At 52.4% G+C, this 22,353-nt stretch carries 12 protein-coding genes; 9 read left to right on the top strand and 3 right to left on the bottom strand.

The annotated features are described in order from the left end of the window. Positions 1-5: 5 nt before the first annotated feature. On the top strand, positions 6-1,772 hold the full coding sequence (locus ABD852_RS18705) for a RagB/SusD family nutrient uptake outer membrane protein (RefSeq protein WP_345031654.1): 1,767 nt from the start codon (positions 6-8) through the stop codon (positions 1,770-1,772). Next, positions 1,763-2,818, top strand: a complete 1,056-nt coding sequence (locus ABD852_RS18700; RefSeq protein ID WP_345031651.1) for a DUF5627 domain-containing protein — start codon at positions 1,763-1,765, stop codon at positions 2,816-2,818. Before ABD852_RS18705 ends, ABD852_RS18700 begins: the two co-directional genes overlap by 10 nt. 154 nt (positions 2,819-2,972) lie before the next feature. Here ABD852_RS18700 and ABD852_RS18695 read toward each other — a convergent pair whose 3' ends face one another. From ABD852_RS18695 to ABD852_RS18685, 3 genes are all read right to left on the bottom strand, one after another. Next, positions 2,973-4,415: an enolase C-terminal domain-like protein gene (locus ABD852_RS18695; protein ID WP_345031649.1), complete on the bottom strand. Its 1,443-nt coding sequence runs from the start codon at positions 4,413-4,415 to the stop codon at positions 2,973-2,975. A 360-nt stretch (positions 4,416-4,775) separates the two neighbouring features. Next, positions 4,776-7,091, bottom strand: coding sequence for an alpha/beta hydrolase family protein (locus ABD852_RS18690; protein ID WP_345031646.1), 2,316 nt, complete (start codon positions 7,089-7,091; stop codon positions 4,776-4,778). 67 nt (positions 7,092-7,158) lie between these two features. Beyond that, positions 7,159-10,236 (bottom strand): DUF7133 domain-containing protein, encoded by a 3,078-nt coding sequence (locus ABD852_RS18685; protein WP_345031643.1) that lies wholly within the window; start codon positions 10,234-10,236, stop codon positions 7,159-7,161. 285 nt (positions 10,237-10,521) lie between these two features. On the opposite strand from ABD852_RS18685, the gene ABD852_RS18680 reads away from it, so the two are divergent. The 7 genes from ABD852_RS18680 to ABD852_RS18650 all read left to right on the top strand — a co-directional run bounded on the left by ABD852_RS18680 (position 10,522) and on the right by ABD852_RS18650 (position 22,340). After that, entirely contained in the window at positions 10,522-11,076 is a 555-nt protein-coding gene (locus ABD852_RS18680; RefSeq protein ID WP_345031641.1) for an RNA polymerase sigma-70 factor, read from the top strand. A gap of 18 nt (positions 11,077-11,094) precedes the next feature. Beyond that, positions 11,095-12,132 (top strand): FecR family protein, encoded by a 1,038-nt coding sequence (locus ABD852_RS18675; RefSeq protein ID WP_345031639.1) that lies wholly within the window; start codon positions 11,095-11,097, stop codon positions 12,130-12,132. Between the two features lie 187 nt (positions 12,133-12,319). Further along, positions 12,320-15,775 carry a TonB-dependent receptor gene (locus ABD852_RS18670; protein WP_345031637.1) on the top strand — a complete coding sequence of 1,152 codons (3,456 nt, stop codon included), beginning with the start codon at positions 12,320-12,322 and terminating at the stop codon, positions 15,773-15,775. A 202-nt stretch (positions 15,776-15,977) separates the two neighbouring features. Continuing rightward, entirely contained in the window at positions 15,978-17,606 is a 1,629-nt protein-coding gene (locus tag ABD852_RS18665) for a RagB/SusD family nutrient uptake outer membrane protein (RefSeq protein ID WP_345031634.1), read from the top strand. Positions 17,607-17,726: 120 nt separating this feature from the next. Beyond that, positions 17,727-19,328 carry a hypothetical protein gene (locus tag ABD852_RS18660; RefSeq protein WP_345031632.1) on the top strand — a complete coding sequence of 534 codons (1,602 nt, stop codon included), beginning with the start codon at positions 17,727-17,729 and terminating at the stop codon, positions 19,326-19,328. A 29-nt stretch (positions 19,329-19,357) separates the two neighbouring features. Then, positions 19,358-20,809 (top strand): hypothetical protein, encoded by a 1,452-nt coding sequence (locus tag ABD852_RS18655; protein WP_345031631.1) that lies wholly within the window; start codon positions 19,358-19,360, stop codon positions 20,807-20,809. Between the two features lie 64 nt (positions 20,810-20,873). Continuing rightward, positions 20,874-22,340 carry a hypothetical protein gene (locus ABD852_RS18650; protein ID WP_345031630.1) on the top strand — a complete coding sequence of 489 codons (1,467 nt, stop codon included), beginning with the start codon at positions 20,874-20,876 and terminating at the stop codon, positions 22,338-22,340. Positions 22,341-22,353: the final 13 nt, after the last annotated feature.

The raw sequence follows: 22,353 nt of genomic DNA, 5'->3' as shown, positions 1-22,353 counted from the left end.
AAAGGATGAAACTGAACTTAACGACAGCAACAGCGTTTTTCCTGGTTCTTGGCGTGTTTTCCTGCAAGATGCTGGAACCGGAAAACGACAACTATAACACGAAAGACAGGATGTTCCGCGACCCGGCCTTTGCTGAGGGGCTCCTGTTGACCGCCTACACGCTGATCCCTACCAATGCCTATGCATACGACGAAGTCGCTACCGACGACGCGGTGACCAACAGCCGTACCGACCAGTACCTGAGGATGGCTACCGGCGAGTGGACCGCCCGTTTTGATCCTCAGAGTATGTGGGTGGATGCCAATTCGGCCATTATGTACATCAACCAGTTTATTTCAATATTGGATGAAGTCCCCTGGAAACGGACAAATGCCGATGTTGAAAAGCTGTACAAGCGCCGTTTCAGGGGAGAATCGCTGGCCATGCGGGCCCTTTTCAAATATTATCTCCTGCGCCATCACGGCGGGATGGATGGTGGCGGCGCCGCCCTTGGAATACCCATTTACAACCAATTCCTCGAAAACAGGGAGGATTTTTCGATTCCCAGAGCTTCTTTTGCGGAATCAGTAGCAAGTATCTACGCCGACATCGACGAAGCTCTGAAGTATTTACCCCTCGACTTCGGGAATATATCCTCGGCTGATGAGCTTTCGGGCGGCCCTTACAGCGATGTTCTCTCGGTGGAGGATTACAACGATGTTTTCGGCGATTTTCAACAACAGCGTATGACAGGCCGGCACGCGCTGGCTATTAAGGCCAGGGTAGCACTGCTTGCTGCCAGTCCGGCCTTCAACAATACCGGTAATGCAACGCTCTGGACCGATGCCGCCAATTTTTCGGCAGCCTTGCTGAACGATGTCAACGGTATTGGCGGGCTGCACCCCAAAGGGCATTTGTTTTACCTGAAAGCCCAGGTCGACGAGGCCGACATTACCACCGGCGACAAAAAAGATCTGTCGGAGATCATGTGGAGAAGGCCGTTTACAACCGACCGGGATAGGGAAACACTTAACTATCCGCCTTCGCTCTACGGCACGGGCCGGGTGAACCCCTCTCAAAACCTGGTCGATGCTTTTCCCATGGCGAACGGCTACCCGATCGACCATCCCAATTCCGGGTTTGACCCGGCAAATCCTTATGCAAAGCGCGATCCCAGGCTGAGCCAGTACATCGTGTTCAACGGCAGCAAGCTCAGGAATACGGAAATCAGAACGGGTCCCGGTACCGGCGACAACGGCATTGATGCACTGCCGACGTCTACCAGGACGGGGTATTACCTAAAAAAGCTCCTCCGCGAAGATGTCAATGTCGACCCGGCATCGGCTTCCAACCAGCGGCATTTCAATACCCATATCCGCTATACGGAGCTTTTCCTCAACTATGCCGAAGCTGCGAACGAAGCCTGGGGACCGGATGGCACGGGAACCAACGCATTTTCCGCGAGAAACGTGATAGAGGCGGTCAGGAAAAGGGCCGGGATAGGTCAGCCGGACGCTTATCTTGCCGCAACGCTGACCAAAGAAGACATGCGGGAGTTGATCCGCAATGAGCGGCGCCTGGAGCTTTGCTTTGAAGGTTTCCGTTTCTGGGACATGAGACGATGGAAGCTGGACCTTACCAAACCGGTAAGGGGCGTCAGGATACAGGCTGGTAGCTATGAGTATTTCGACGTGGAAGCACGGAGTTATAACAATGACTTCATGCACTACGGGCCTATACCCGACCAGGAAATCACGAAGTTTCAACTGGTCCAGAACAAAGGATGGAATTAATAACACGAACTACCATGAAAGGTTATACGCAGCGATTATTCAGCGCATTGGTTGTCATCGCCGTACTCCACGGCTGTAAAAATGCAGAGATTGACCACCCGGATTTTGACTATACGACCGGGTATTTTCCCTACCAATATCCGGTCAGAACACTGATCCTCGGTGAGGATATTTATGACAATACGAACGACAATGCTCATAAATTCGTCATTTCGGCGACTATGGGCGGGGTGTATGAAAATGAAAGAGACCGGTCCTTCACTTTCAGCGTGGACGAATCGCTTTGTAACAACGTATCGTTCGGCGCGGCAGGAGCCGCCATACAGCCACTTCCTGCGGGGTACTACAGCCTCAGCTCTCCGGGCACGATTGTCATACCCGGCGGGAAAATCAACGGCGGCGTGGAAGTGCAGTTGACGGATGCGTTTTTCGATGACCCCAAATCCATTACCCTCGGGTATGTGGTCCCCCTGGTGCTGACGGGATCCAACGACGTGGATTCGATCCTGGCAGGCAGTGCCGGACGGACCAACCCCGATCGCCGGATAACTTCTGACTGGATCAAAGTCCCCAAAGATTTTACGATGTTCGCAGTAAAGTACATCAACGAGTTTCACGGCAATTATTTCCATTACGGCCAGGCCAATACTTCCGATGCAGCAGGCAACCGCCTGGACGAGCAGACTTATAAGAAGGCCTATACCGAAATCAACGATGTAAAGCTCCTGAAAACAACCGCCCGCCACCAGGTAGAGTTTACCACGCACCTTCAGTCGAAAGTGATGTCGGGCGAGATAAAAATGCTGCTGTCCTTCAACGGAGACCAGTGTACCGTTACCTCTGCCGACACCAATTACGTCATTACCGGCACGGGACAATTTAAAAAGGGGGCCTTCGAGTGGGGCAACAAGAAACGCAACGGGATTACGTTGGAATACAAGGTCTCGGACAAAGTGAATATTTACGAAGCCAAAGACGAATTGGTAGTTCGTGACCGCGCAGTTGTGATGGAATTGTATAACCCGGTTGTGAACAGAAATAACTAGATTTAAGAAAAGTGGAAACAGGCGAAATCCTGAACCACATGTTAGCCGCAAACAATATGCAAAAAAGGGCCCGTTCCTCAGCGAAACAGGCCCTTTTTTGCACTTACTACCCCTCATACCTCACACCTCACACCTCACACCTCATCCCTCACCCCTACTCCTCCACCTTCTTAAACAACTCTTCATAATGCTTCACCGGCTCGAATATACCACCGCTTTTCTGGTAGTAGTCGGCGTCGGTTTCAAATACACCCTTTTTGGGGTTTACCCAGCCTGCGTTGGGGTAGGGGTGGAATGAAGCCATCTTGGCCCAGTTCTTATAGTATTGCCGCCCGTTGGCTTCCTGCAGACCGGTGCTCATACCCGGGAAGGCCGGAAGGCGTGCTGCCACGTTTTTGTTCCATTCAACCAGGATCGGGTTCACCGTTAAATCTGCACAGAAACAGGGGATCTTCTTTTCGTAGGCGAGCTGCGCGATTTTCATCGTCATACTCAGGGTTTTGGCAATGGCCTTCACCGCAATGGCGCTGTAGCCGAGTTCAATGCGGTGTGCTGCGTCTTCTACCGTGTGAGCGCTTTCGTCAGCAGCTACACGCACGCCAAGATCGCCGACAAATTCCTCGTTGCTTTCATCGAATGGTTCTTCTATGACGGCAAGCTGGTCAAACGCGCCGATTGCCTTGGCGTGATCCAGGAAGCGCTGAAGGGTTTCTTTCTTCTCGTAGCGGCCGTTGGCATCGAAGTAATAAGGGATCTTGCCATTTTCAGTGTACGGCGTTTCATAATGACCGATTTCCTTATGTACTCCGGTTAGAAACGCTTTGTCTTTTTCCAGCATTTCTGCCTGGGTCCCGGGGGAACCGGTCTTCAGCTTCATGATGAAATATCCTTCATCAGCGGCCTTTTTGATTTTTTCAACCGGCGTTCCGGTGGCAAAAGACGGGATACCCGCCACCTTGCTGTTCCGGTTGGAGAGTCCTTCTTTGAATGCTGTCGGAATAAGGTCGTCGAAAGAATTGATATTGTTCTCGGCGGCGTAAAGCAACCAGGCGGCGTTATCGACTGCCACCAAAGCATTGAGCGCAAATGTTTTCCGGAGGTTCTCGTGACCGGTTATTTTCTTGCCGTATTCCCATACCTCGGGGAAAATATAATCCAGCAGCTCAATCGGGTCGTTGAACGACAAGCCCTTCATCATGCGCAAAGCCTGGGTGGTCAGGGCGTACATCAGTGCGTTCCCACCGGTTTCGGAGTGTTCGAAGAAAACGCTTGCGTCAGACCATAATACGCTTTGTGTACCGACACCTATTTTCCGGTGACCGGATTCACTTTCCAGCAACGCCAGTGCCTGCCAGGCTTCTGTAACGGCGCTTCCTTTGAACCGGTAGGGATGTAACGGCTCTCTTTCAAAGGTTGAGCTTACTTCCTTGATCTTGATTTTCCCTTTCATCACAGGTTTGTCTATTGCCGGTTTGTCCGATGTTGTTTCATCCGCTTGCTTTTGCTCGGGGGCACAACCCTGAGCGGCGCCTAAAAAGCTAATTCCCCCGAGCGCCCCGGAGAGTCTGACAAAATTGCGACGATTCAGATTTTTCATGAGTAGTACTAACGTGGTCGATATAATCGCACAGCGTCGCTGGGCGGAAAACAAATATACTTCTATTCCTTGTACCGGCGTAAGAGAACGGTTCTTTCCGCGAAACCACAAATACAGAGGCAGGTTCGACGGAGGGATAGGTTAATCTCGGACAAGGTTGTCCCTGACATAAGAACCGCGGGAATCGCCCTTCATACTCACAATTTCCTTTTTTTTATCCGGGCGGGCGATCAGGTTACCGGTTACGACGCTCCCCGGGCTAACCGTTAAATGTAAACCCGGGTTACCGGTTGGGCAGCAGGGGCCGGTGCTGAAGCCGGATCACAGCTGTATTCGATATCATTTGCGGTGATTTGCCGATCACGGCTTTTGTTTTTTTAGATGACGATCCAGAAAGGGATAGGTTTTCACGGCATTGATTTCATGGACGCCGTTGAATAAATCTATGTCGAGGCGGTCGCCCAGGCCGGAAATGTCATAGTGCTTTCTCACTTTCCCGAACTCGTAGCCGATCCATTCCGCTGTCCCGATCCCGTCTTTGTAGCCATACTCCACCATAAAAGGACGCGGTGCAATAAGCGCAGCCATTTCGGCGTAATTGAACTGATTCCCCAGGTCCCATTCGTAAATTTCATATTCCTTGGTGAACTGGTAGCTGAACGGCGCCCTGGTAGTGGACACTTTCCGGATCCATTCGTTAAAGTCGCCTGAACATATTGAAAGCGCGTATCCTTCTACGAGGGCGGGGATTCGCATGGCGGTTTTACCCCCGTAGGAGAGGCCGTAGAAGCCAATATTTTTGTTGTCAATAAAGGAAAGGGAGCCCAGCCAATTGACTATCTGCTGATGCTGGCCGGCGATGACCGAAAAAAGAGAGAGGCCGATGGGATTGGCTTTTCGCTGCAATGTCCTGAAAAGGTGCTCGCCGCGGTAAGGATTATGCGGAGCGAAAGTGACGTAGCCGCGTTCCGCAAGTCCCAGGGCTACCGCCTTGTAAACGCCTGACAGGCGGTCTGCAGGATCTCGTGTGATCATGTCGCGGGGCAAGCCCTCAAGGCCATGCTGGCACACCACCGCCGGAAGGGGGGCGCCCTCTCCGGCAGAAACCGGAACCGTCAGGATTCCCCAGGTAAAAACACCTTCCCAAACATCCAGTACGACTTCATATTGCCGCCACTTATCGTTGCTTTCCAGTAGCCTGACGCGTGGCGAGGGAGCAAGCAGCGGGTCATTTATTTTGCCGATTAACTGGTGAAGCCGCTCCCTCTGGTCCGATTTAAAAGCGATGTCCCGTTCGGGATGATGCCGGATGCCGGACCAAAATGACCGGTTCCTGTTTTTTTCGCAAGTGTCAAGCGTCTGTTGCGAGATATTTTCCATTTGCAGGAACAGCGTTTTTTCGCGCGCTCCGGATTCGACCCAATACCCGGGGTGTTGTATTTCAGGTATCCGGGAGGGCGCACCCAGCCGGAGCACATCGGCAAGTTCTTTCAGAGCTTGTGTCGAAAAAGCCTTTTGGAAAGGTTTTCCGTCATTGGTGACCAATTTGACCGCCTGTGCGCCATAACTTACAGCCTGCGCAATTTCCTCGTTCAGTTCGCTAAGCGGGGGCGTTGTGATGACACCGGGCGCGGCTCCGCCACGCCGCCCCTCTACCGGTGCCGGATGGGTCACCAGCGGACCTTCCGTGTATTCGATCACCGTTTTTGCATGTGACGACAAGGCGAGTAGTTCGGCGTTTCCGGCAACCCGCAGATTTCCGTGAAGATTCCGGTAAATGGGCCTTTGCCAGAGAGATTCCGACTTCTCAAGATAGCCGCTGATCAACGCCCCGGATAGCCTGGTGTCAACTGCAGCGGTAAAAAGAGCGAGCATACCTCCCTCTCCATACCCGGCAATGGCAATTGGTTTCGGGGCTTGGAGCCGCTCATTTTCAAGTTCAAACCAATCGATACAGGCCGCAATTTTCTGTAATTCATAGCCGATTACATGACGACCAAGGTCAAAGCTCTGCCGGTACAACCATTCGCGGTGTGGTTGGTTGGTGTAAATTCCGAGTGAAGGGCTGCCGGAAAGCACTTGTTTCCTGGAGATCAAAGCCGGCACCAGCACCTGCACACCCTGCCTCGCAAGCTGCAAAGCAGGGGCGGCACCTCCACCGGCAGGAATGCCCGCCAGTTCTTCCGGTGTCTGATCGGCGTCGGGGACCATCACCACCCTGGCCTTTATGGCTTTAGGCCGGAGCAAAAGTCCCTTCATTTCCAGCCCCTCAGTGACTTGCAGCGTTACCGGGAAAATATCAATGTCGCCGGCGGTTACCCGTACCTGTTTCAGCGTCGCAGGCGCTGTTTCAATTTCCAGGTGCGGTTTTTTTCGCATGCCGGTCATTCCCCAGATTTTCTTGAGCTGCCCGCGACTAACTTCCAGGTGCCTGGAAAGTTCATTTCCCTTCATTGCGGTCAGCCACCGCTCTTGCCGCTCCCGCCGCGTCAATTCTGTCTTCCGGGAAAGAAAGGTGTCGATTTGCGTCACCATCCGGTTGGACAGGTCTCCCCGCCAATCCAGGTCGCGTCCTTTCAGATGGTCACGAATAAATACATCCTGACCCCGTACCCCAAAAAACGAGTGTATCGACAACAGGAAGGCAATAACCGATATTTTCAGGATTTGTTTCATTGGTAGGGTGGGTATGGGGTGTGAGGGGTGAGGTGTGAGGGGTGAGCTCATACCTCACACCTCATACCTATCGTGCGCCTTCCTGTATAAAGCGGAACAGGTCCCGGACCTCCTGGTCGCTTAGCGCATCCAGCAATCTTTCCGGCATTAATGAAACCGGCAGCGGCTCCAGTTCTTCTACTTCCTGCATCGAGAAAGTCTGCTCTTCGCCTGCCATGGGTTTGATTTTCACACTTTGGGCGGTGCGCTCGAGCAGCCTGCCTACTACGGTTTGACCGGTTTTGGCCTTCAGTGTATAGGTGGCGTACCCTTCACGGATGTCGGCATTCGGGTCAACAGTATTCATGATGAAATAGTTGACATCGCGACGGTCATAACCTGTCAGCTCAGGTCCGATATCCGCACCTTCTCCATCCATTTTGTGGCAGGAACCGCAAAGGACTGTAAATACTTCTTTACCTTTTACGCCGTTCCCCTGGCCATCTTTTAATATTTTCTGTACCGCGGCAATCCTTGTACCGCGTTCGGAACTGCTGCTTTCGCGCGCCTGGGGCCAAATTGTATAGAGCTCACTTTCTATCTGGGGATCTTTCAGGAGTTTCATCCGGTTGACCATTTCCATCGGCAGATCATCCGGTTTGATGCTCTTGATGCCCTGGGTAGCAGCTAGCAGAGCTTTGGCCCAGCCTGGTCGGCTGGTGAGCAATGAAAGCGAAGCCAGTTTTACGTCGGGGTCCCCCCTGAGGAAGTCCGGGTACAGCCGCACGACGCGATCTCCGATTTCCTGCTTGTCGTAGCGGGTCAGGGTAGACAAGGCGGCCTGTTTCAATGCTTCGCTTGACGACGATGCTGATACTACGCGCAGCAGCGGCTGTATGCTTTCGGGGAAGTCGCTTTCACCCATCATTCGAACGTAAGTGAGCCGGTCGATAACGGGGCTTTTGGGATCTGCAATGACTTCAAGCGCTTTTTTTACGGCTTCCGGGGACTTCTGCCGGAGGCCGGCGGCGAGGGGCGGCTCGCCTTTCGCCGCCCTGAGAAGGGCAAGCGATTTTTTAATGCCTTCCGGTAAATTTTCAAACGGAACGCCGCGCAGACCCTCTTCCAGGCCCACCAGCATCTGAAGCTTTTGGGCGTCAGTCAACTTTTGGTTGATAATTTTTTCGCATGTGGCGTAATTTTCTGCGTCACCTGGCATAGCGTAGCGCTGTATAATCCGTTCCAGCAGCACGTTGGCGGTGACGGGTCTTTCAAGAAAGGCAGAGGTCTGGAACAACGCCGCCATTGGGCCGCGGGCCGACTCGGCTTTTGACTCCAGCGCCCACCAAAGCATGAGGGGAATGTCGGGGTCAGCAGCGTCGTCATGGTAAATCGCCAGGTTTTTGACAAGGCCGAGACATAGATCCGCAGGCAACCTGCGGGCCGAGGCCGCCAGCTGGCTGCGAACCGACAGGTTGTTTTCTTTTTGAGCAAGCTGCAGCAGCGCCTCTTTCTCCCGGAGTGACGCATTCCGCCGGTCACCTATCAGCCGTACTCCCCATTCTCGCACGAACGGATCGGCGTGATTCAACGCGGTGAGGGCGGTTTTTTCATCGAACAGGCCCATCCAGTTCAGGGTCCAGAGGCATTCCAGTCCTATGGTGGTAGTGTCCGACTTCAGGAGCGCCTGCAATACGGGGGCTATCGAGCGGTCGTTCCGCTGACCCAGCTCCTCCACAGCGGTAAAACGTATCCACCGGTTGGCGCTGTAAAACTGGTCTGCAAGTGATTTGGAGGTCATCCTGGAGTAGTCTACAGGCTTTTGTTTCCCGGCCGTTTTCCCGGCGGGAGAGAGGCGGTAGATACGCCCGGACGTTTTGTGCCAGGTATCGCGTGCATCTACGTGCGAAAGGCGGCTGTCGTACCAGTCGGTGAAATACACATTGCCGTCGGGACCCGTTTTGATGTCAATCGGGCGGAACCACCGGTCGGGGGTATCCACGATTTTTTCGATGTCTTTGTTTTTCAGAGAGGAACCGTTGGGGGCTACTCCTGTCAGCATAAGGTTACCCTGAAGCGGGTTGAGCGCAATAAACTGATCGTTGTACCGCGCCGGGAAATTTCCGCCTTCATAGCGGATCAGCGCGTGGGTAAACCGGGTATTCTCTCCCTCAAGCGGCATGTCTTCCAGGTATCCGAAGGCATAGGGATTGGTAAGCGGGCCGTGCTTTCCCCAGCTTTTTTTGAAGTACGAACCCTGTTTGAAGTAAGGCCCTCTTCCATAGCCGTTCGTTCCTGAGAAAACCCTGCCTTTTGCGTCTATTTCTACGTTGAAGGTATTGCCGCCGCCTTCGCCATAGATTTCGAAGACCTGGCTGACGGGATGGTAGCGCCAGATTGCCTGGCCGCTGAATTTGACATTTTTAGAAACTTTGGAAGAAATATTTGCCGTTGTCGTGCTTCCCTGCGCGCCGTAAATCCAGCCGTCAGGTCCCCAGCGAAGGCTGTTGGCTACTGCATGCGTATCTTCCAGACCGAAGCCGGAAAGGTGTACTTCAGGATCGCCTTCCGGGATGCCGTTATCGTCGCGGTCGTGATAAGCCAGTAAATAGGGGGGGCTGAGCACCCAGATTTTCCCTTTTCCGGGCAGCACGCTGGTAGTGATGTTCAGCCCGGTAATTGCGTCAGTGGATTTTTCGTAGTGGCCGTCGCCGTCCTTGTCTTCGAAGAAAGTGATCCTGTCTGCTCCTTTCTGGTCTGTGGGCGGCGGAGCAGGAACTTTGTCAAACTGCAGCCGCAGGTGATTGTCTACCCCGACTATCTTCAAGCCTTTCGGGTAGGGGTACTGGTTATATTGTACTACCCAGAGACGTCCTTTGTGATCGAACTTCATTTCTACCGGTTGGAAGATGCGTGGTTCGGCCAATACCAGGTCGATTTTCAGCTCCGGCGTTACTTTGAACTTCTGAAGCGCTTCCTCCGGTTTGAGCGGCTGAGACTCGTCGGTCAGCGCTCCGCGGCCCTCGAACCGGCGCAGGTGTTCGGAAACTTCCTCGTTTACGCCAAGCTTCCCCACGTCCGTGTTGCCCGGTTTTTGAGGACCGCAGCTGTTGAGGCCGATCAGGAAAGCGCAAAGAAAAAGTGAGCAGGATCTTGCAAACGTCATGTTTGAAATATGGATGAAAGAGTTTAGTGACCCGGGGCTTCGAAAGGTGAACCCAGGTTACAATTAATGCCTTTTCTTAGAGTGATATACTGATCGGGACTGAAATTTTTTCAGGATTTTATTCCGTTTGACCGGGGCGGCCCGGTAGCGTTAAATTCATAGCCGGCGGTGTCCGGTAACAGGAGGATTTTTTGAAGGATCCTGAAAAAAATGAAATATTTACTAGGGATATTCCGCACTTTCTTGACTATAGGATCAGACTACCTGCTAAACCTGTAATTAACCATGTACAAAAGGCTGTCAGACGAGGAACTGGTTGCATATCTGATCAATGGAAACCAAAGGGCTTTCGAGGCGATCTATGACCGTTTCTGGTTCAGACTGTACGGAATTGCATACCAGGAGGTAGGGACGAAAGAGGAAGCGGAAGAGATTCTTCACGACGTTTTTGAAAGTCTGTGGACCAGGCGCGAAGAAGTGACGATCCGGAATTTGAGCGCTTACCTGGTGGTGGCAATCAAACACCGGGTGACCAATTATATCAAGTCATGCATCACCCACCGGAAGTACCAGGAGTATCTGATCCTGAATGAAATCCAGCAAACGTACGCAACCGAGGAAATCGTGCTTTTTTCGGATTTGTCAAAAGCCGTTGACGAGGTAATGAAGAAACTGCCGGAACGAACAGGAGAGATTTTCAGAATGAGCCGTTTTGAAAACCTGCCGGTCAAGGAAATTGCCAGCAGGTTCAACATTACGGAAAAAGGAGTGGAGTATCATATTACGCAGTCGCTAAAGGTTCTGAGGGAACAGCTTAGGTTCTATCAAACAAATAACTAACCCGTTGAGGTGTATTAGATGAACAGACACGATTTTGACAGACTGCTCCAGAAATATCTTGCCGGAGACTGCAACGAGGAGGAGGCCCGCCAGGTGGAGATGTGGTCTGATAATGTGTTATCAAATAGCAAGATACGGCTTGATGAGGCCGAGAAAAGCCGGATGAAGCGCCGGTATTGGAAAAGGATTTCGTCTGAAGTGCTCGGAAAAGAACCGCTCTGGAGACGCCTATTTTTTTTTCCTCAGGGGATAGCAGCCTCTGTTTTGGTGGCGGGATTGCTTGCATTCGGGATCTTTAGCTATTACGGGCAGCACCCGAAGGAAAAGATGGGGGATCGGGGAGCTTCAGGCGAGCTGACGACGAATACCCAGGAGGGAATTATCACTTTTCAAACAGAAGGCAAGCCCCAAAGCCTGACCCTGGGCGACGGTACCCTGATTACGCTGGGCAAGGGGAGCAGTATCCGCTACCCGGCGAAGTTTGATGATCATTTACGGGAAGTTTACCTGGAAGGAGAAGCCTTTTTTAAGGTAAAGCGGGATGAGAAAAAACCCTTTCTCGTATATAGCGGAGGGTTGATCACCCGGGTATTGGGAACTAGTTTCAACGTCAAGTCCTCCGTTAAAAGCGGGAAGGTGGAGGTAGAAGTAGTTTCAGGAAGTGTTTCGGTCTACGAGAATAACAAAAAGCAGTCGCTTCAGGATGCGGTGATTCTGACACCCAACCAGAAAATAACTTTTGAGCCCGCAAAAAGGGTCATGCATACGGAACTCGTCGAGGAACCCGTATTTATCAACCCGCCTGAACGGCTTTCCGATTTTATTTTCGAGGACAGTCCCATCACGGAGGTAGTGACGCGGCTTTCCCGGCATTTCGAGGTAAAGATACAATATGATTCGAGCGCGTTCGCCGGCTGCGTTTTTAACGGCGATTTAAATGGATTACCGCTCCATAATCAACTGAACCTGATTTGCAGGTCTATCAATGGTAATGTAGAGCTTCTGGGAAACGAGTATTTTCTCAGGGGCGAAGGCTGTGGTGATAACGGAAAATAAAATTCAGCGATTACACGAACCCCTTAACCTTAACCCATCCCGAGCCTATGCTTTAAACAAAGAAGATGTCTGAGACAGACAACTGAATCGCCCGGTTGTTGTCAAAAAAACATTCCGAAAGCGTGCCAGCGCCTCCGGAATGCAAGATTTGCTTTTGCCATTGTTTACAACAAAAACTTCTAAAAGTATGAAAAAAAGTATACCGCTACAACGGTTAATTCTGAAAGCTATGCAGTTGACTGTTATTCAGCTTGTAATTGCCATAACGTTCTGTGGTGTTTCGCTGGGGCATGTTTCGAAGGCCCAGGAAGTGCTTTCTCAGAAGATTTCACTGGAAGTTGAGGGCGCCGAACTGAGAAAAATCCTGAGCCAGATAGAAAAGCAGGCGAAGGTTAAATTTGTATACAGCTCGCAAAGTATACAGGTTCAGCAACGTGCCTCGCTGACGGCGATTGACCGCTCACTCTCCAATGTGCTCGACCAGCTGCTTAACCCGCTGCACGTTCAGTACGAGGTGCTTGACTCAAGGATCCTGCTCAGGAAAAGGGCTTTCGATAAGACCGGGGAAGCAACCGCCGCCAAGATCGCGTTTATGGACCGGGAGGTGCGGGGAGTCGTGAAAGACGAGACCGGCGTAGGATTGCCCGGTGTTAGCGTAGTTATCAAGGGAACGCAGCAGGGTACCATCACCGGAAGCGACGGAGACTACCAGCTCAATGTACCGGATGGCACCGCTACCCTGGTCTTCTCTTTCGTGGGTTTTGTTACGAAAGAAATTGTGGTGGCGAACCAGACCCGCGTGGACGTATCGCTGACGGTCGATAACAAATCGCTGGAAGAAGTCGTGGTGGTGGGTTATGGTGAGCAGAAAAAAGTAAACCTTACCGGCGCGGTGGCGACGGTAGGATCGGAAGTAATTCAAAGCCGGCCGGTCGGTAATCTCGGCCAGGCCCTGCAGGGAACTATCGCGAACCTGAACGTTTCCCAGTCCAGTGGTGCGCTGGGTGGCGGTACTGCCTTCAATATTCGCGGAAATACGTCATTGAACGGCGGCGGGCCGCTGATCCTGGTGAACAACATTCCGATGGATGTCAATCAGCTCAATCCTAATGATATAGAAAGTGTTACCGTGCTGAAAGATGCCGCGTCAGCAGCCATTTACGGCGCGAGGGCGGCTTTCGGCGTCGTTTTGATTACCACCAAAAGCGGCAAGAAGGATACCCGGCCACAGGTTTCGCTGTCCATGAACTATTCGGTCAATACGCCGGTGGTGAAGTTTGAGACGATGGACGCTATGGAACGGATGACCTATATGAACGAGGCCAATAACCGCGTCAACGGGCGCCCCTATTACCAGTTCGACGAGTATTACGAGGCTGCCATACGGGCGCACTACAATGATCCCAGCCAGCCGGAAACTTTTCAACACCCCAATGAAGGGCCCAACGTGTATGCCTTTTCGGCCAACACAAACTGGCCTAAAATATTGCTGCGTGACAACTATCCCATGCAGCAGTACAACGCGACGATATCCGGCGGGTCAGACAGGTTTGACTATTATACGTCTGTCGGGTATTTCAAGGCAAGAGGTATTACGCGCAACTTTGACGAGAAGTTCTCACGGTACAACGTGATGAGCAACCTGAATTATGATCTGGCGAAATGGATGCGTGTCGGTGCCAAAATATCGGTAAATGCCAGCAACAAGCACTATCCGCCGAACGACAATGTCAATAATTTCGATGAAAACCGGAACATGTTCCAGGTGCATCAGTGGGCGAACTGGCCGGTTTATCTGCCCGACGGCAAATATGCTTCGCTGGGATCAGTACCCAACGTGGTGCAGATGCACAAAGAGGGCGGGTACCGCGACCGGGATGTGTTTGACGCCTGGATGACCGGGCTGGTAAAGCTCACACCCATCAAAAACGTATCCTTTAACCTCGATTATTCATTCAACTTCAAGGACACCCTCGAAGTGGATTACCGGAGAAGGCTGCCTATGTACGATCGCGCCGGTCTCAGCGGTTATTACCCTTACACCAACCCGAGCTCTGTCCAGAGGACCAATAAAAACAACCGGTACTATGTATTCAATGCTTATGCAGACTATGCGAATACATTTGCTGAAAAGCACTACCTGAAAGTAATGGTTGGTTTCAACCAGGAGAATGCCTCCAATCGCCTTTATTCTGCCCGCAGAGAAAAGCTGATCGTTGAAACCATGCCCTTTATGAACCTGGCATACGGCGAGCGTTTTGCAAATGACGGGCAAACGGAATATGCGATACGCGGAGCTTTTGGCCGCCTGAACTATAGCTACGCCGACAAATATCTCCTTGAATTCAATGGCCGCTACGACGGCAGTTCTAAATTCCCGAAAAGAGACCGTTTTGCCTTTTTCCCGTCCATCTCTCTGGGCTGGCGTCTGGACAATGAGAATTTCCTGTCCGGGATCAGGAACACTTTCAATCTTTTGAAATTGAGAGGGTCCGTAGGAAACCTGGGTAACCAGAACATCGACGGGATGGGTTACTATCCTTACATCGCTACCTATGGAGCCGGCCTGGGCGGCTACCTGCTGTCCGGCGACAACCAGATGGCCGTGTATGCCCCGGGACTGGTCAGTCCGAACCTTACCTGGGAAACGGTAACGCAGAAAAATATCGGCATTGATTTCGCGGTGCTCGAAAACCGTCTGAATGCCACTTTCGACGTCTATCAGCGGGATACCAAAGACATGCTGACCAAATCTGTTACGCTCCCCGCCGTACTGGCGGTAGGTGAACCGAGGGCGAATGCCGCAGACCTCAGGACAAGAGGTTTCGACCTGACCCTTAACTGGAACGACCAGGTAGGGAAGGTACGTTACGGCGTCACCTTGCTTTTGTCCGACTATAAAGCCCGCATCACCAGGTTCAGCAACCCGGCCGGCCTGATCGCTGACCACTACGTGGGCCGTAACATCGGTGAAATCTGGGGCCTGGAGACCGGTGGTATTTTCCAGACCGACGAAGAAGCCGCCAAACTAGACCAGTCCCAGATTGCCGGAAGGAAGCGCGAGGCCGGTGACCTTTGGTTCGTGGACCAGAACGGAGACGGAAAAATTACCCGGGGAAAACAGACGCTTGACGACCACGGTGATATGAAGATTATCGGGAACAATACGCCGCGCTATAGCTATGGCTTCCGCGGGAACCTGTCCTGGAAAGGTTTCGACCTGGATATCTTCTTCCAGGGAGTGGCAAAACGTGATATGCAGATCGCCGGTAACTATTTTGTGGGACAATATAACGACGAGTGGAGTGTACAAGGGAAAGTCGGGACGGACTGGTGGTCGCCTACCAACCGCGACGCCTATTTTCCCCGCCCGCTTATCACCGGTGGTACTGACGTCACTACCACGCAGACCCGCTATTTGCAGAATGCCGCCTACCTCCGGCTGAAGCAGCTCACGCTTGGTTACACGATCCCGGCGATTATTACCGAAAAACTGGGTATGAAGCGCATGCAGCTCTATTTCTCCGGCAACAACATGTGGGAAGCTACAAAGATGATCCGCATTGCCGACCCGGAGCAGTCAAGCGCAATGTCTTACCCGCTCAACCGGGCGTTCTCAGTAGGGGCAAACATCGGGTTTTGATTTGAAGAGAAGGTATGAGCCACAAGGTAGCAGGTATACAGGTAAAGCTACATACGCTGATACCGCGGCTCACACCTGACAACTTTATAAAATATCATGAAATAGCTTTGAGATAACAGGTCTGAGTTGCCGGGCGCGAAAGCCTAAGCCTTCCGACATTGCGGCTCATTCCTCATCCCTCACGGCTCACAACTCTAGTCACATGAAAGCGAAGAAATATATAGGGATAATTTTTCTGGCTGCTGCGCTTGGCGCTTGTAATGACGATTTCCTGGAAAGGTATCCGTTGGATCAGATCAATGACGCAAGTTTCTGGACCAGTGCTTCCGATGTGGAAATGTACGCCAACCAGTTTTATGTCACACTCCGGGATCCGCACTTAAACTGGCGGCTTGACGACAATTCCGATAACAATGCTCCGGGCTCGCGCAACCCGGTCTCGTGGAATGAATATACGTTGCCGGCCAGCGGCGGCGGCTGGGGAAAAGGCGACTGGCTACAGATTCGCAACTGTAACTTTGCCCTCGAACGGATCGCCAAAATGCAGCCCAGTCCTGCACTTTTGGTTGCAGAGGCGGAAATCAGGTTTTTTAAAGCTTTTCACTACTTTAAAAAAGTGAAAATGTTCGGGGATGTCCCCTGGTTGGACACCTCGCTTGAAGTAGGCTCCGCAGATTTGCAGAAAGCGCGTGATACCCGCCAGCTGGTGGTGGCCAACATCATGAAAGAGCTCGATTTTGCCGTTAAAAACCTGCCGGCCGTCTCGCCCGCCGACCGGTTGACCAAATATGCGGCCCTGGCGCTGAAAGTGGATGTAGGACTTTTTGAAGGTACCTTCAGGAAATACCACGGGGTGGGCGGGGAGTTCCTCCCTTTGCTGAGGGAATCGGCCGCCGCTGCCGAAGAAATCATCACCTCGGGCGCGTTCAGCGTTTACTCTACCGGTAAGCCGGACCAGGATTATTTTGACCTTTTTGTACAATACGAATTGAAAGGGAACCCGGAGGGGATCATGGTACAGCGTTTCCTGGAAGCCAAACGCATGCACAATGACGTTCGGGCGTTGGGCGAGCAACGGACCGGTTATACCAAGGACTTCGTGGACGGGTACCTCTGTAAAGACGGGTTGCCTATCGCGCTGAGTCCGCTTTATAAAGGCGACAAAGTATTCGGAGACGAATTCGTAGGCCGTGATCCGCGCATGCAGCAGTCCGTTTACAACAAAGACCGCATCTACCGGATTTATGGTGACGGATCGCTCGAGTATCGTCCGATGCCGGAATTTGATAACAACTACGTAACTACCAGCTACTACATTCTGAAAGGATTCTCGCCGCACGAAAGAGACCGGCTCCAGAATCAGTGTGTGATCGACAACTTTATCTTCCGCTACGGAGAGGTACTGGTGAGCTATGCTGAAGTAAAAGCAGAGCTGGGCGAAGCCGACCAGGCGGTGCTGGATAAATCGGTGAACCTGCTTCGTGCACGAGTAGGAATGCCTGCTTTGAAAGCTACAGTGGGTTTCGTTGACCCTAACTGGCCGAACTGGGAAGTAGCGGTTTCGCCGCTTATTAACGAAATCAGGCGTGAGCGCCGGATAGAACTGGCTGGTGAAGGAAAACGTTGGGATGACCTGGTACGCTGGAAAGCAGGAAAGCTGTTGGATAACCCGAAGACCTACCAGGGAGCGCGTGACCCGGCAACCGGGAATTACCGCATCATTTACCCCGGCTTTACCCGCACATGGAACGACCGCCTGTACCTGTACCCGATTCCGACCCAGGAGCTTGCGCTGAACCCGTCGTTCAAGCAAAACCCGGGTTGGGAGTAAGATAGACGGTGTCTTTCGGAGCATGCACTTGTATGCTCCGGAAGATTTCTCTTACCTTTACCGATTCCTAAACTCAGAACCTGTCCGCATCCCGGATGCGGGCGTATTAACATGCTGTATATGATGAATGATCGTTTGATCAGGTTGGCCTGCAGACTCATAATCTGTGTCCTGACAATTGGCCCGACCGGTCTTTTAGCGACTACCCGGCCTGCAGAAGGTTCGCTTAAAATAGGTTGGTCTTCAACTGATATAACACCACAAAAACCGGTTCTAATCGCAGGGCAGTTTCATGCGCGGTTGTCGGAAAGCGTAATGGACCCGCTCTACGCCACTGTGCTGGCGCTTGAGTCCGGTCAGGGTGGAAAGACAACCCGTACCATCCTGGTTGGCTGCGACCTGATCGGCATTCCGGACGGAATGAGAGATGCCTCTAACCTGCGCGACAGGGTCCGGGAGCTGGTTGTAGGCAAGGCGCCGGAGCTGACCGGGACTGATATTACACTCAACGGCTCACATACCCACACCGCGCCGCTTTCGTCGGCGGAAGATGTAAACGATATTTACGGAGTCCCGCTGGAAATGATCTCATCGGGAAAGCCGGTGATGAGTCCGAAGGACTATATGGAATTTGCCGCCCAAAGAATAGCAGAGGGAGTCGTGAAAGCCTGGAAAAACAGGAAACCGGGTGGGATCAGCTTTGGGCTGAGCAAAGCGGTGCTGGGTCACAACAGGCTCCAGGTTGACAAAACTGGCAAATCGCTGATGTACGGCAACACGAGCAGGCCCGAGTTCAGCCATATTGAAGGCTACGAAGATCACAACCTGAACCTGATTTATACCTGGGACCAGGCGGGGAAACTGACCGGCGTGGTGGTAAACGCCGCCGTCCCCTCACAGGTTACCGAGAGTATGTACCAGATCTCCGCCGATTACTGGAACGAAACCCGTGCCCTGCTTCGGGAAGAACTGGGGAAGGAGCTTTATGTGCTGCCGCAGGTAAGCGCCGCCGGCGACCAGTCGCCGCACCTGATGTGGGAAACCAAAGCGGAAGAGCGGATGCAGAAGCTTATGGGGATAGGTAATGAAGGGGTCGGGCGCTCAAGCCTGGCCAGACGCCGCCAGCTTGCGCGCTACGTTACCGACGGGGTGAAGGCGATTTTGCCCTACATGAAAGCGAATATCGACTGGAACCCGGTCTTGTCCCAAAAAACGGAAACGGTCCGGCTGTCGAGGCGGTTGCTGGGGGAAAAGGATCTGGAGGATGCCAGGAAAGAAATAGCCGAGTGGCAGCCCAAATATGAAAAAATGCTGGCAGAGGCCCGGGCAAATCCCGAGATGACCAAAAAGCCGCGCTGGTATACCAATATCACCATTGCCAATACCCGCTTTCGCCGGGGACAATCCGTTCTGGAGCGATACGAACTGGAAAAAAAGAGTGCCAAACTGGGGGTAGAGCTGAAAGTAATCCGGATTGGAGATATGGCCATTGCCAGCAATCCTTTTGAGCTTTATCTCGATTATGGTATCCAGATGAAAGTGAAGAGCCCTGCCGTACAGACATTTATCGTGCAGCTTACGGGTGCGGGCACTTACCTGCCTACGCAGCGATCCATCAATGGCGGCGCTTATGGCGCTGTTCCCGCAAGTACTTTATTCGGCCCGGAAGCAGGCAATGAGCTGGTTGAAAAAACGGTGTCGATGCTGAAAGAGCTGTGGTGAGAAAATCGGATACTAACAAGCAAAAAAAAATGATACGTATTTTTACTCTATTCCTGACCTTTTTGTCGGCAGGTGCGATTGCTTCCAATCTTTATGTCGGAAGGAGCAGTGTCGACATTACCCCCAAATTGCCGGTTGCCGTCACCGGGCAGTTTCACCTCCGTATTGCGAAAGAAGCCGAAACTCCCCTTACCGCCAACATACTGGTAATTGAAACCCGGGAGGGCAGCGTGTCAGAAGACCTCGCTGTTATGGTTTCCTGCGATGTGCTTTACATACCTACCGATGTGATCAAACTGGTGCGCGATGAAGTAGCAAAAAGGGTAAAAGGACTCGATATAAGTAAAATTGTTTTAAACGCTACCCATACCCATACGGCGCCTGTTCTACGGGAAGGAGAATATGCAATCCCCAAAAACGGGGTAACGCAGGTGCAGGAATACCGGAAATTTTTTGCCGAAAAAATTGCGGATGGAATTTCGGCGGCCTGGAACCAGCGCGAGGAGGCCGGCGTGGCCTGGGGGCTTAGCTATGCCGTGGTAGGTTACAATCGCCGCGTAGCTTATTCAGACGGCACCTCGGGCATGAGCAGCAAAACCGACCTGCCCGAGTTCAGGAACCTGGAAGGTCCTGAAGACCACGACATCAATACCCTGTTTTTCTGGAACAAAAGCGGACAGTTGATAGCTATGGTGATTGGAGTTGCCAGCCCGTCGCAGGAAGTTGAAGGCAGGGCAGCGGTACACGCCGACTATTGGGACGCGGTCAGAAAGGAGATTCACGGCAAATACGGCCGGCAGGTTTGTGTGCTGGGCTGGCTTGGCGCCGCGGGCGATCTTACGCCCCATATCCGCTACCGCCAGGCAGCCGACGACCGCATGCGTGAGCTCCGTAAGCTGAACCGCCTTGATGAGCTTGCCAGAAGGATTGTGCTGGCGGTCGATGAGTCCTATGAAACGGTAAAAAATGATCGGCACAATACGTTGCCTTTGGTGCACAAAACCGAGCGCCTGACGCTGCCGGAACGATTGGTAACGGAGCGTGACTACCTCGCCGCCAAAGCATCGGTGGAAATGGCGAAAAGTAAAATTGAGGCCGATCCGAAGGAAGCCGACAAATTATACCGGCGTATGACCTGGGAAGGCGAGACATTGCGTCGCTATGAACGGCAACAGAAAGAGCGGCAACCCGGCTACGATATGGAGCTACATGTAATCCGTCTCGGCGACGTGGCCATTTGTACCAATGAATTTGAATTGTTTTCCGATTTCGGTATCCGCATGCAGGCCAGGAGCAAGGCGCTCCAGACTTTTGTTGTACAGCTTGCCGGAAGCCCGGAATGGGGATCGTACCTGCCCACTGAAAAGGCGGTTAAGGGCGGCGCCTACAGCGCAGTGATTCATAGCTGCCGGATTGGGCCTGAAGGCGGGCAGGTATTGGTGGACCGTACTGTGGAGTTGCTGGATGAGCTGTGGAAGTAAGTGTTGTTTTTTAGTGCCCGATAAAAAGAGTTTTGTATTTGTATCTCCCATTTTATTGATCAATATGATGCGAAAGCTGTTCTTACTCCCCTTTTTTTGTTTGCTGTGCCTCCGGCTGGTCGGGTCGGAGTTGTATGTAGGTACGGCTACAGTCGATATCACCCCCCCGCTGCCGGTTGCACTGATGGGACAATTTAACCTCAGAATAGCGAAGGAAGCGCAAACGCCGATTTCCGCCAGCGTGCTGGCGCTGGAGAACAGGAATGGAGGGAAGACCGAAGAATTTTCGATTATGGTATCCTGCGATCTGGTCTATATCTCTGCCGGGATACGCGACCGGGTGCGGGCAAAAGTGAAAAAGCAACTTCCGGACCTCGACGTTTCAAAAGTGGTTTTGAGCGCCACGCATACGCACACCGCGCCGGTGCTGGAAGACGAAACCGACGACTATTCTTTTTTGTATGCAGTTCCGAAGGAGGGGGTCACCAGCCCCGCGCAATACAAAGAGTTTTTCAGCGACCGTGTTGCGGATGCAGTGGTAAAAGCCTGGAAAAGCCGGGCACAGGGTTCAGTTACCTGGGGTCTCGAAAGGGCCGCCGTTGCCTATAACCGCCGTGCGCATTACAGCAGCGGAAAGACCGTGATGTACGGAAACACCAACCAACCCGATTTTATCAACCTGGAAGGTTATGAAGACCATGATATCAATACGCTTTTTTTCTGGGACAAAAGTAAAAAGCTGATCGGGCTGGCAATCAATGTTCCCTGCCCGGCCCAGGAGGTGGAGCACCGCTCTTTTGTAAACGCTGATTTCTGGCATCCTACCCGTACTGCTTTGCGTAAGAAGTATGGTGCAAATCTGTGTATACTCGGATGGACCGGGGCCGCCGGTGACCAGTCGCCGCACCCCATGTACCGCAAAAAAGCAGAGGAGAGAATGCGTACCCTCGGGAAGTATGACCGCATGGAAGACATTGCGGGGAGGATCAACCGGGCCGTAGACCGCACGCACGAAGTGATCAGGAGCCAGGCGACTTCGGATGTTAAATTGGTCCATCTCGCTAACAAAATTCAGCTGCCTATGCGCATCATTACCGACGCCGAGTATGAAGAATCAAAGCTGGTGGTGAAAGAATGTGCGGAGGCAATCGCAAAAGATCCTAAGAAGACCGATGATCTGAACGCAAAAATGACCTGGTTCAATGATGTGGTAAAACGCTACGAGCGGCAGAAAACCAATCCTAACCCTTTGTACGAAACAGAAGTACACGTGATCCGGATCGGAGACGCTGTTATCTGCACCAACCAGTTCGAGCTGTTTACTGATTTCGGTATCAGGATTCAGGCCAGGAGCAAAGCGCTCCAGACTTTTGTGGTTCAGCTGGCAGGACCGGGTTCTTACCTCGCTACGGATAAAGCCGTCAAGGGCGGTGGGTACAGCGCGGTATGTCAAAGTAACATTGTGAGCCCCGAAGGCGGCCAGGTACTGGTAGAGAAAACATTGGAGTTCATTGATCAGGCCTGGAAATAGCGGGCCGCTTCCG

It is taken from the genome of Ravibacter arvi (genome assembly GCF_039540405.1).
Lineage (GTDB): Bacteria > Bacteroidota > Bacteroidia > Cytophagales > Spirosomataceae > Ravibacter > Ravibacter arvi.
This window is presented reverse-complemented; position numbering and strand designations above follow the sequence as displayed.

Excerpts from the sequence above, each read along its gene's own strand:
- ABD852_RS18685 (WP_345031643.1), bottom strand. The coding sequence starts at position 10,236 with ATGACGTTTGCAAGATCCTGCTCACTTTTTCTTTGCGCTTTCCTGATC.
- ABD852_RS18660 (WP_345031632.1), top strand. The coding sequence starts at position 17,727 with ATGATGAATGATCGTTTGATCAGGTTGGCCTGCAGACTCATAATCTGT.
- ABD852_RS18700 (WP_345031651.1), top strand. The coding sequence starts at position 1,763 with ATGGAATTAATAACACGAACTACCATGAAAGGTTATACGCAGCGATTA.
- ABD852_RS18705 (WP_345031654.1), top strand. The coding sequence starts at position 6 with ATGAAACTGAACTTAACGACAGCAACAGCGTTTTTCCTGGTTCTTGGC.
- ABD852_RS18670 (WP_345031637.1), top strand. The coding sequence starts at position 12,320 with ATGAAAAAAAGTATACCGCTACAACGGTTAATTCTGAAAGCTATGCAG.
- ABD852_RS18650 (WP_345031630.1), top strand. The coding sequence starts at position 20,874 with ATGATGCGAAAGCTGTTCTTACTCCCCTTTTTTTGTTTGCTGTGCCTC.
- ABD852_RS18655 (WP_345031631.1), top strand. The coding sequence starts at position 19,358 with ATGATACGTATTTTTACTCTATTCCTGACCTTTTTGTCGGCAGGTGCG.
- ABD852_RS18690 (WP_345031646.1), bottom strand. The coding sequence starts at position 7,091 with ATGAAACAAATCCTGAAAATATCGGTTATTGCCTTCCTGTTGTCGATA.
- ABD852_RS18680 (WP_345031641.1), top strand. The coding sequence starts at position 10,522 with ATGTACAAAAGGCTGTCAGACGAGGAACTGGTTGCATATCTGATCAAT.
- ABD852_RS18695 (WP_345031649.1), bottom strand. The coding sequence starts at position 4,415 with ATGAAAAATCTGAATCGTCGCAATTTTGTCAGACTCTCCGGGGCGCTC.
- ABD852_RS18675 (WP_345031639.1), top strand. The coding sequence starts at position 11,095 with ATGAACAGACACGATTTTGACAGACTGCTCCAGAAATATCTTGCCGGA.
- ABD852_RS18665 (WP_345031634.1), top strand. The coding sequence starts at position 15,978 with ATGAAAGCGAAGAAATATATAGGGATAATTTTTCTGGCTGCTGCGCTT.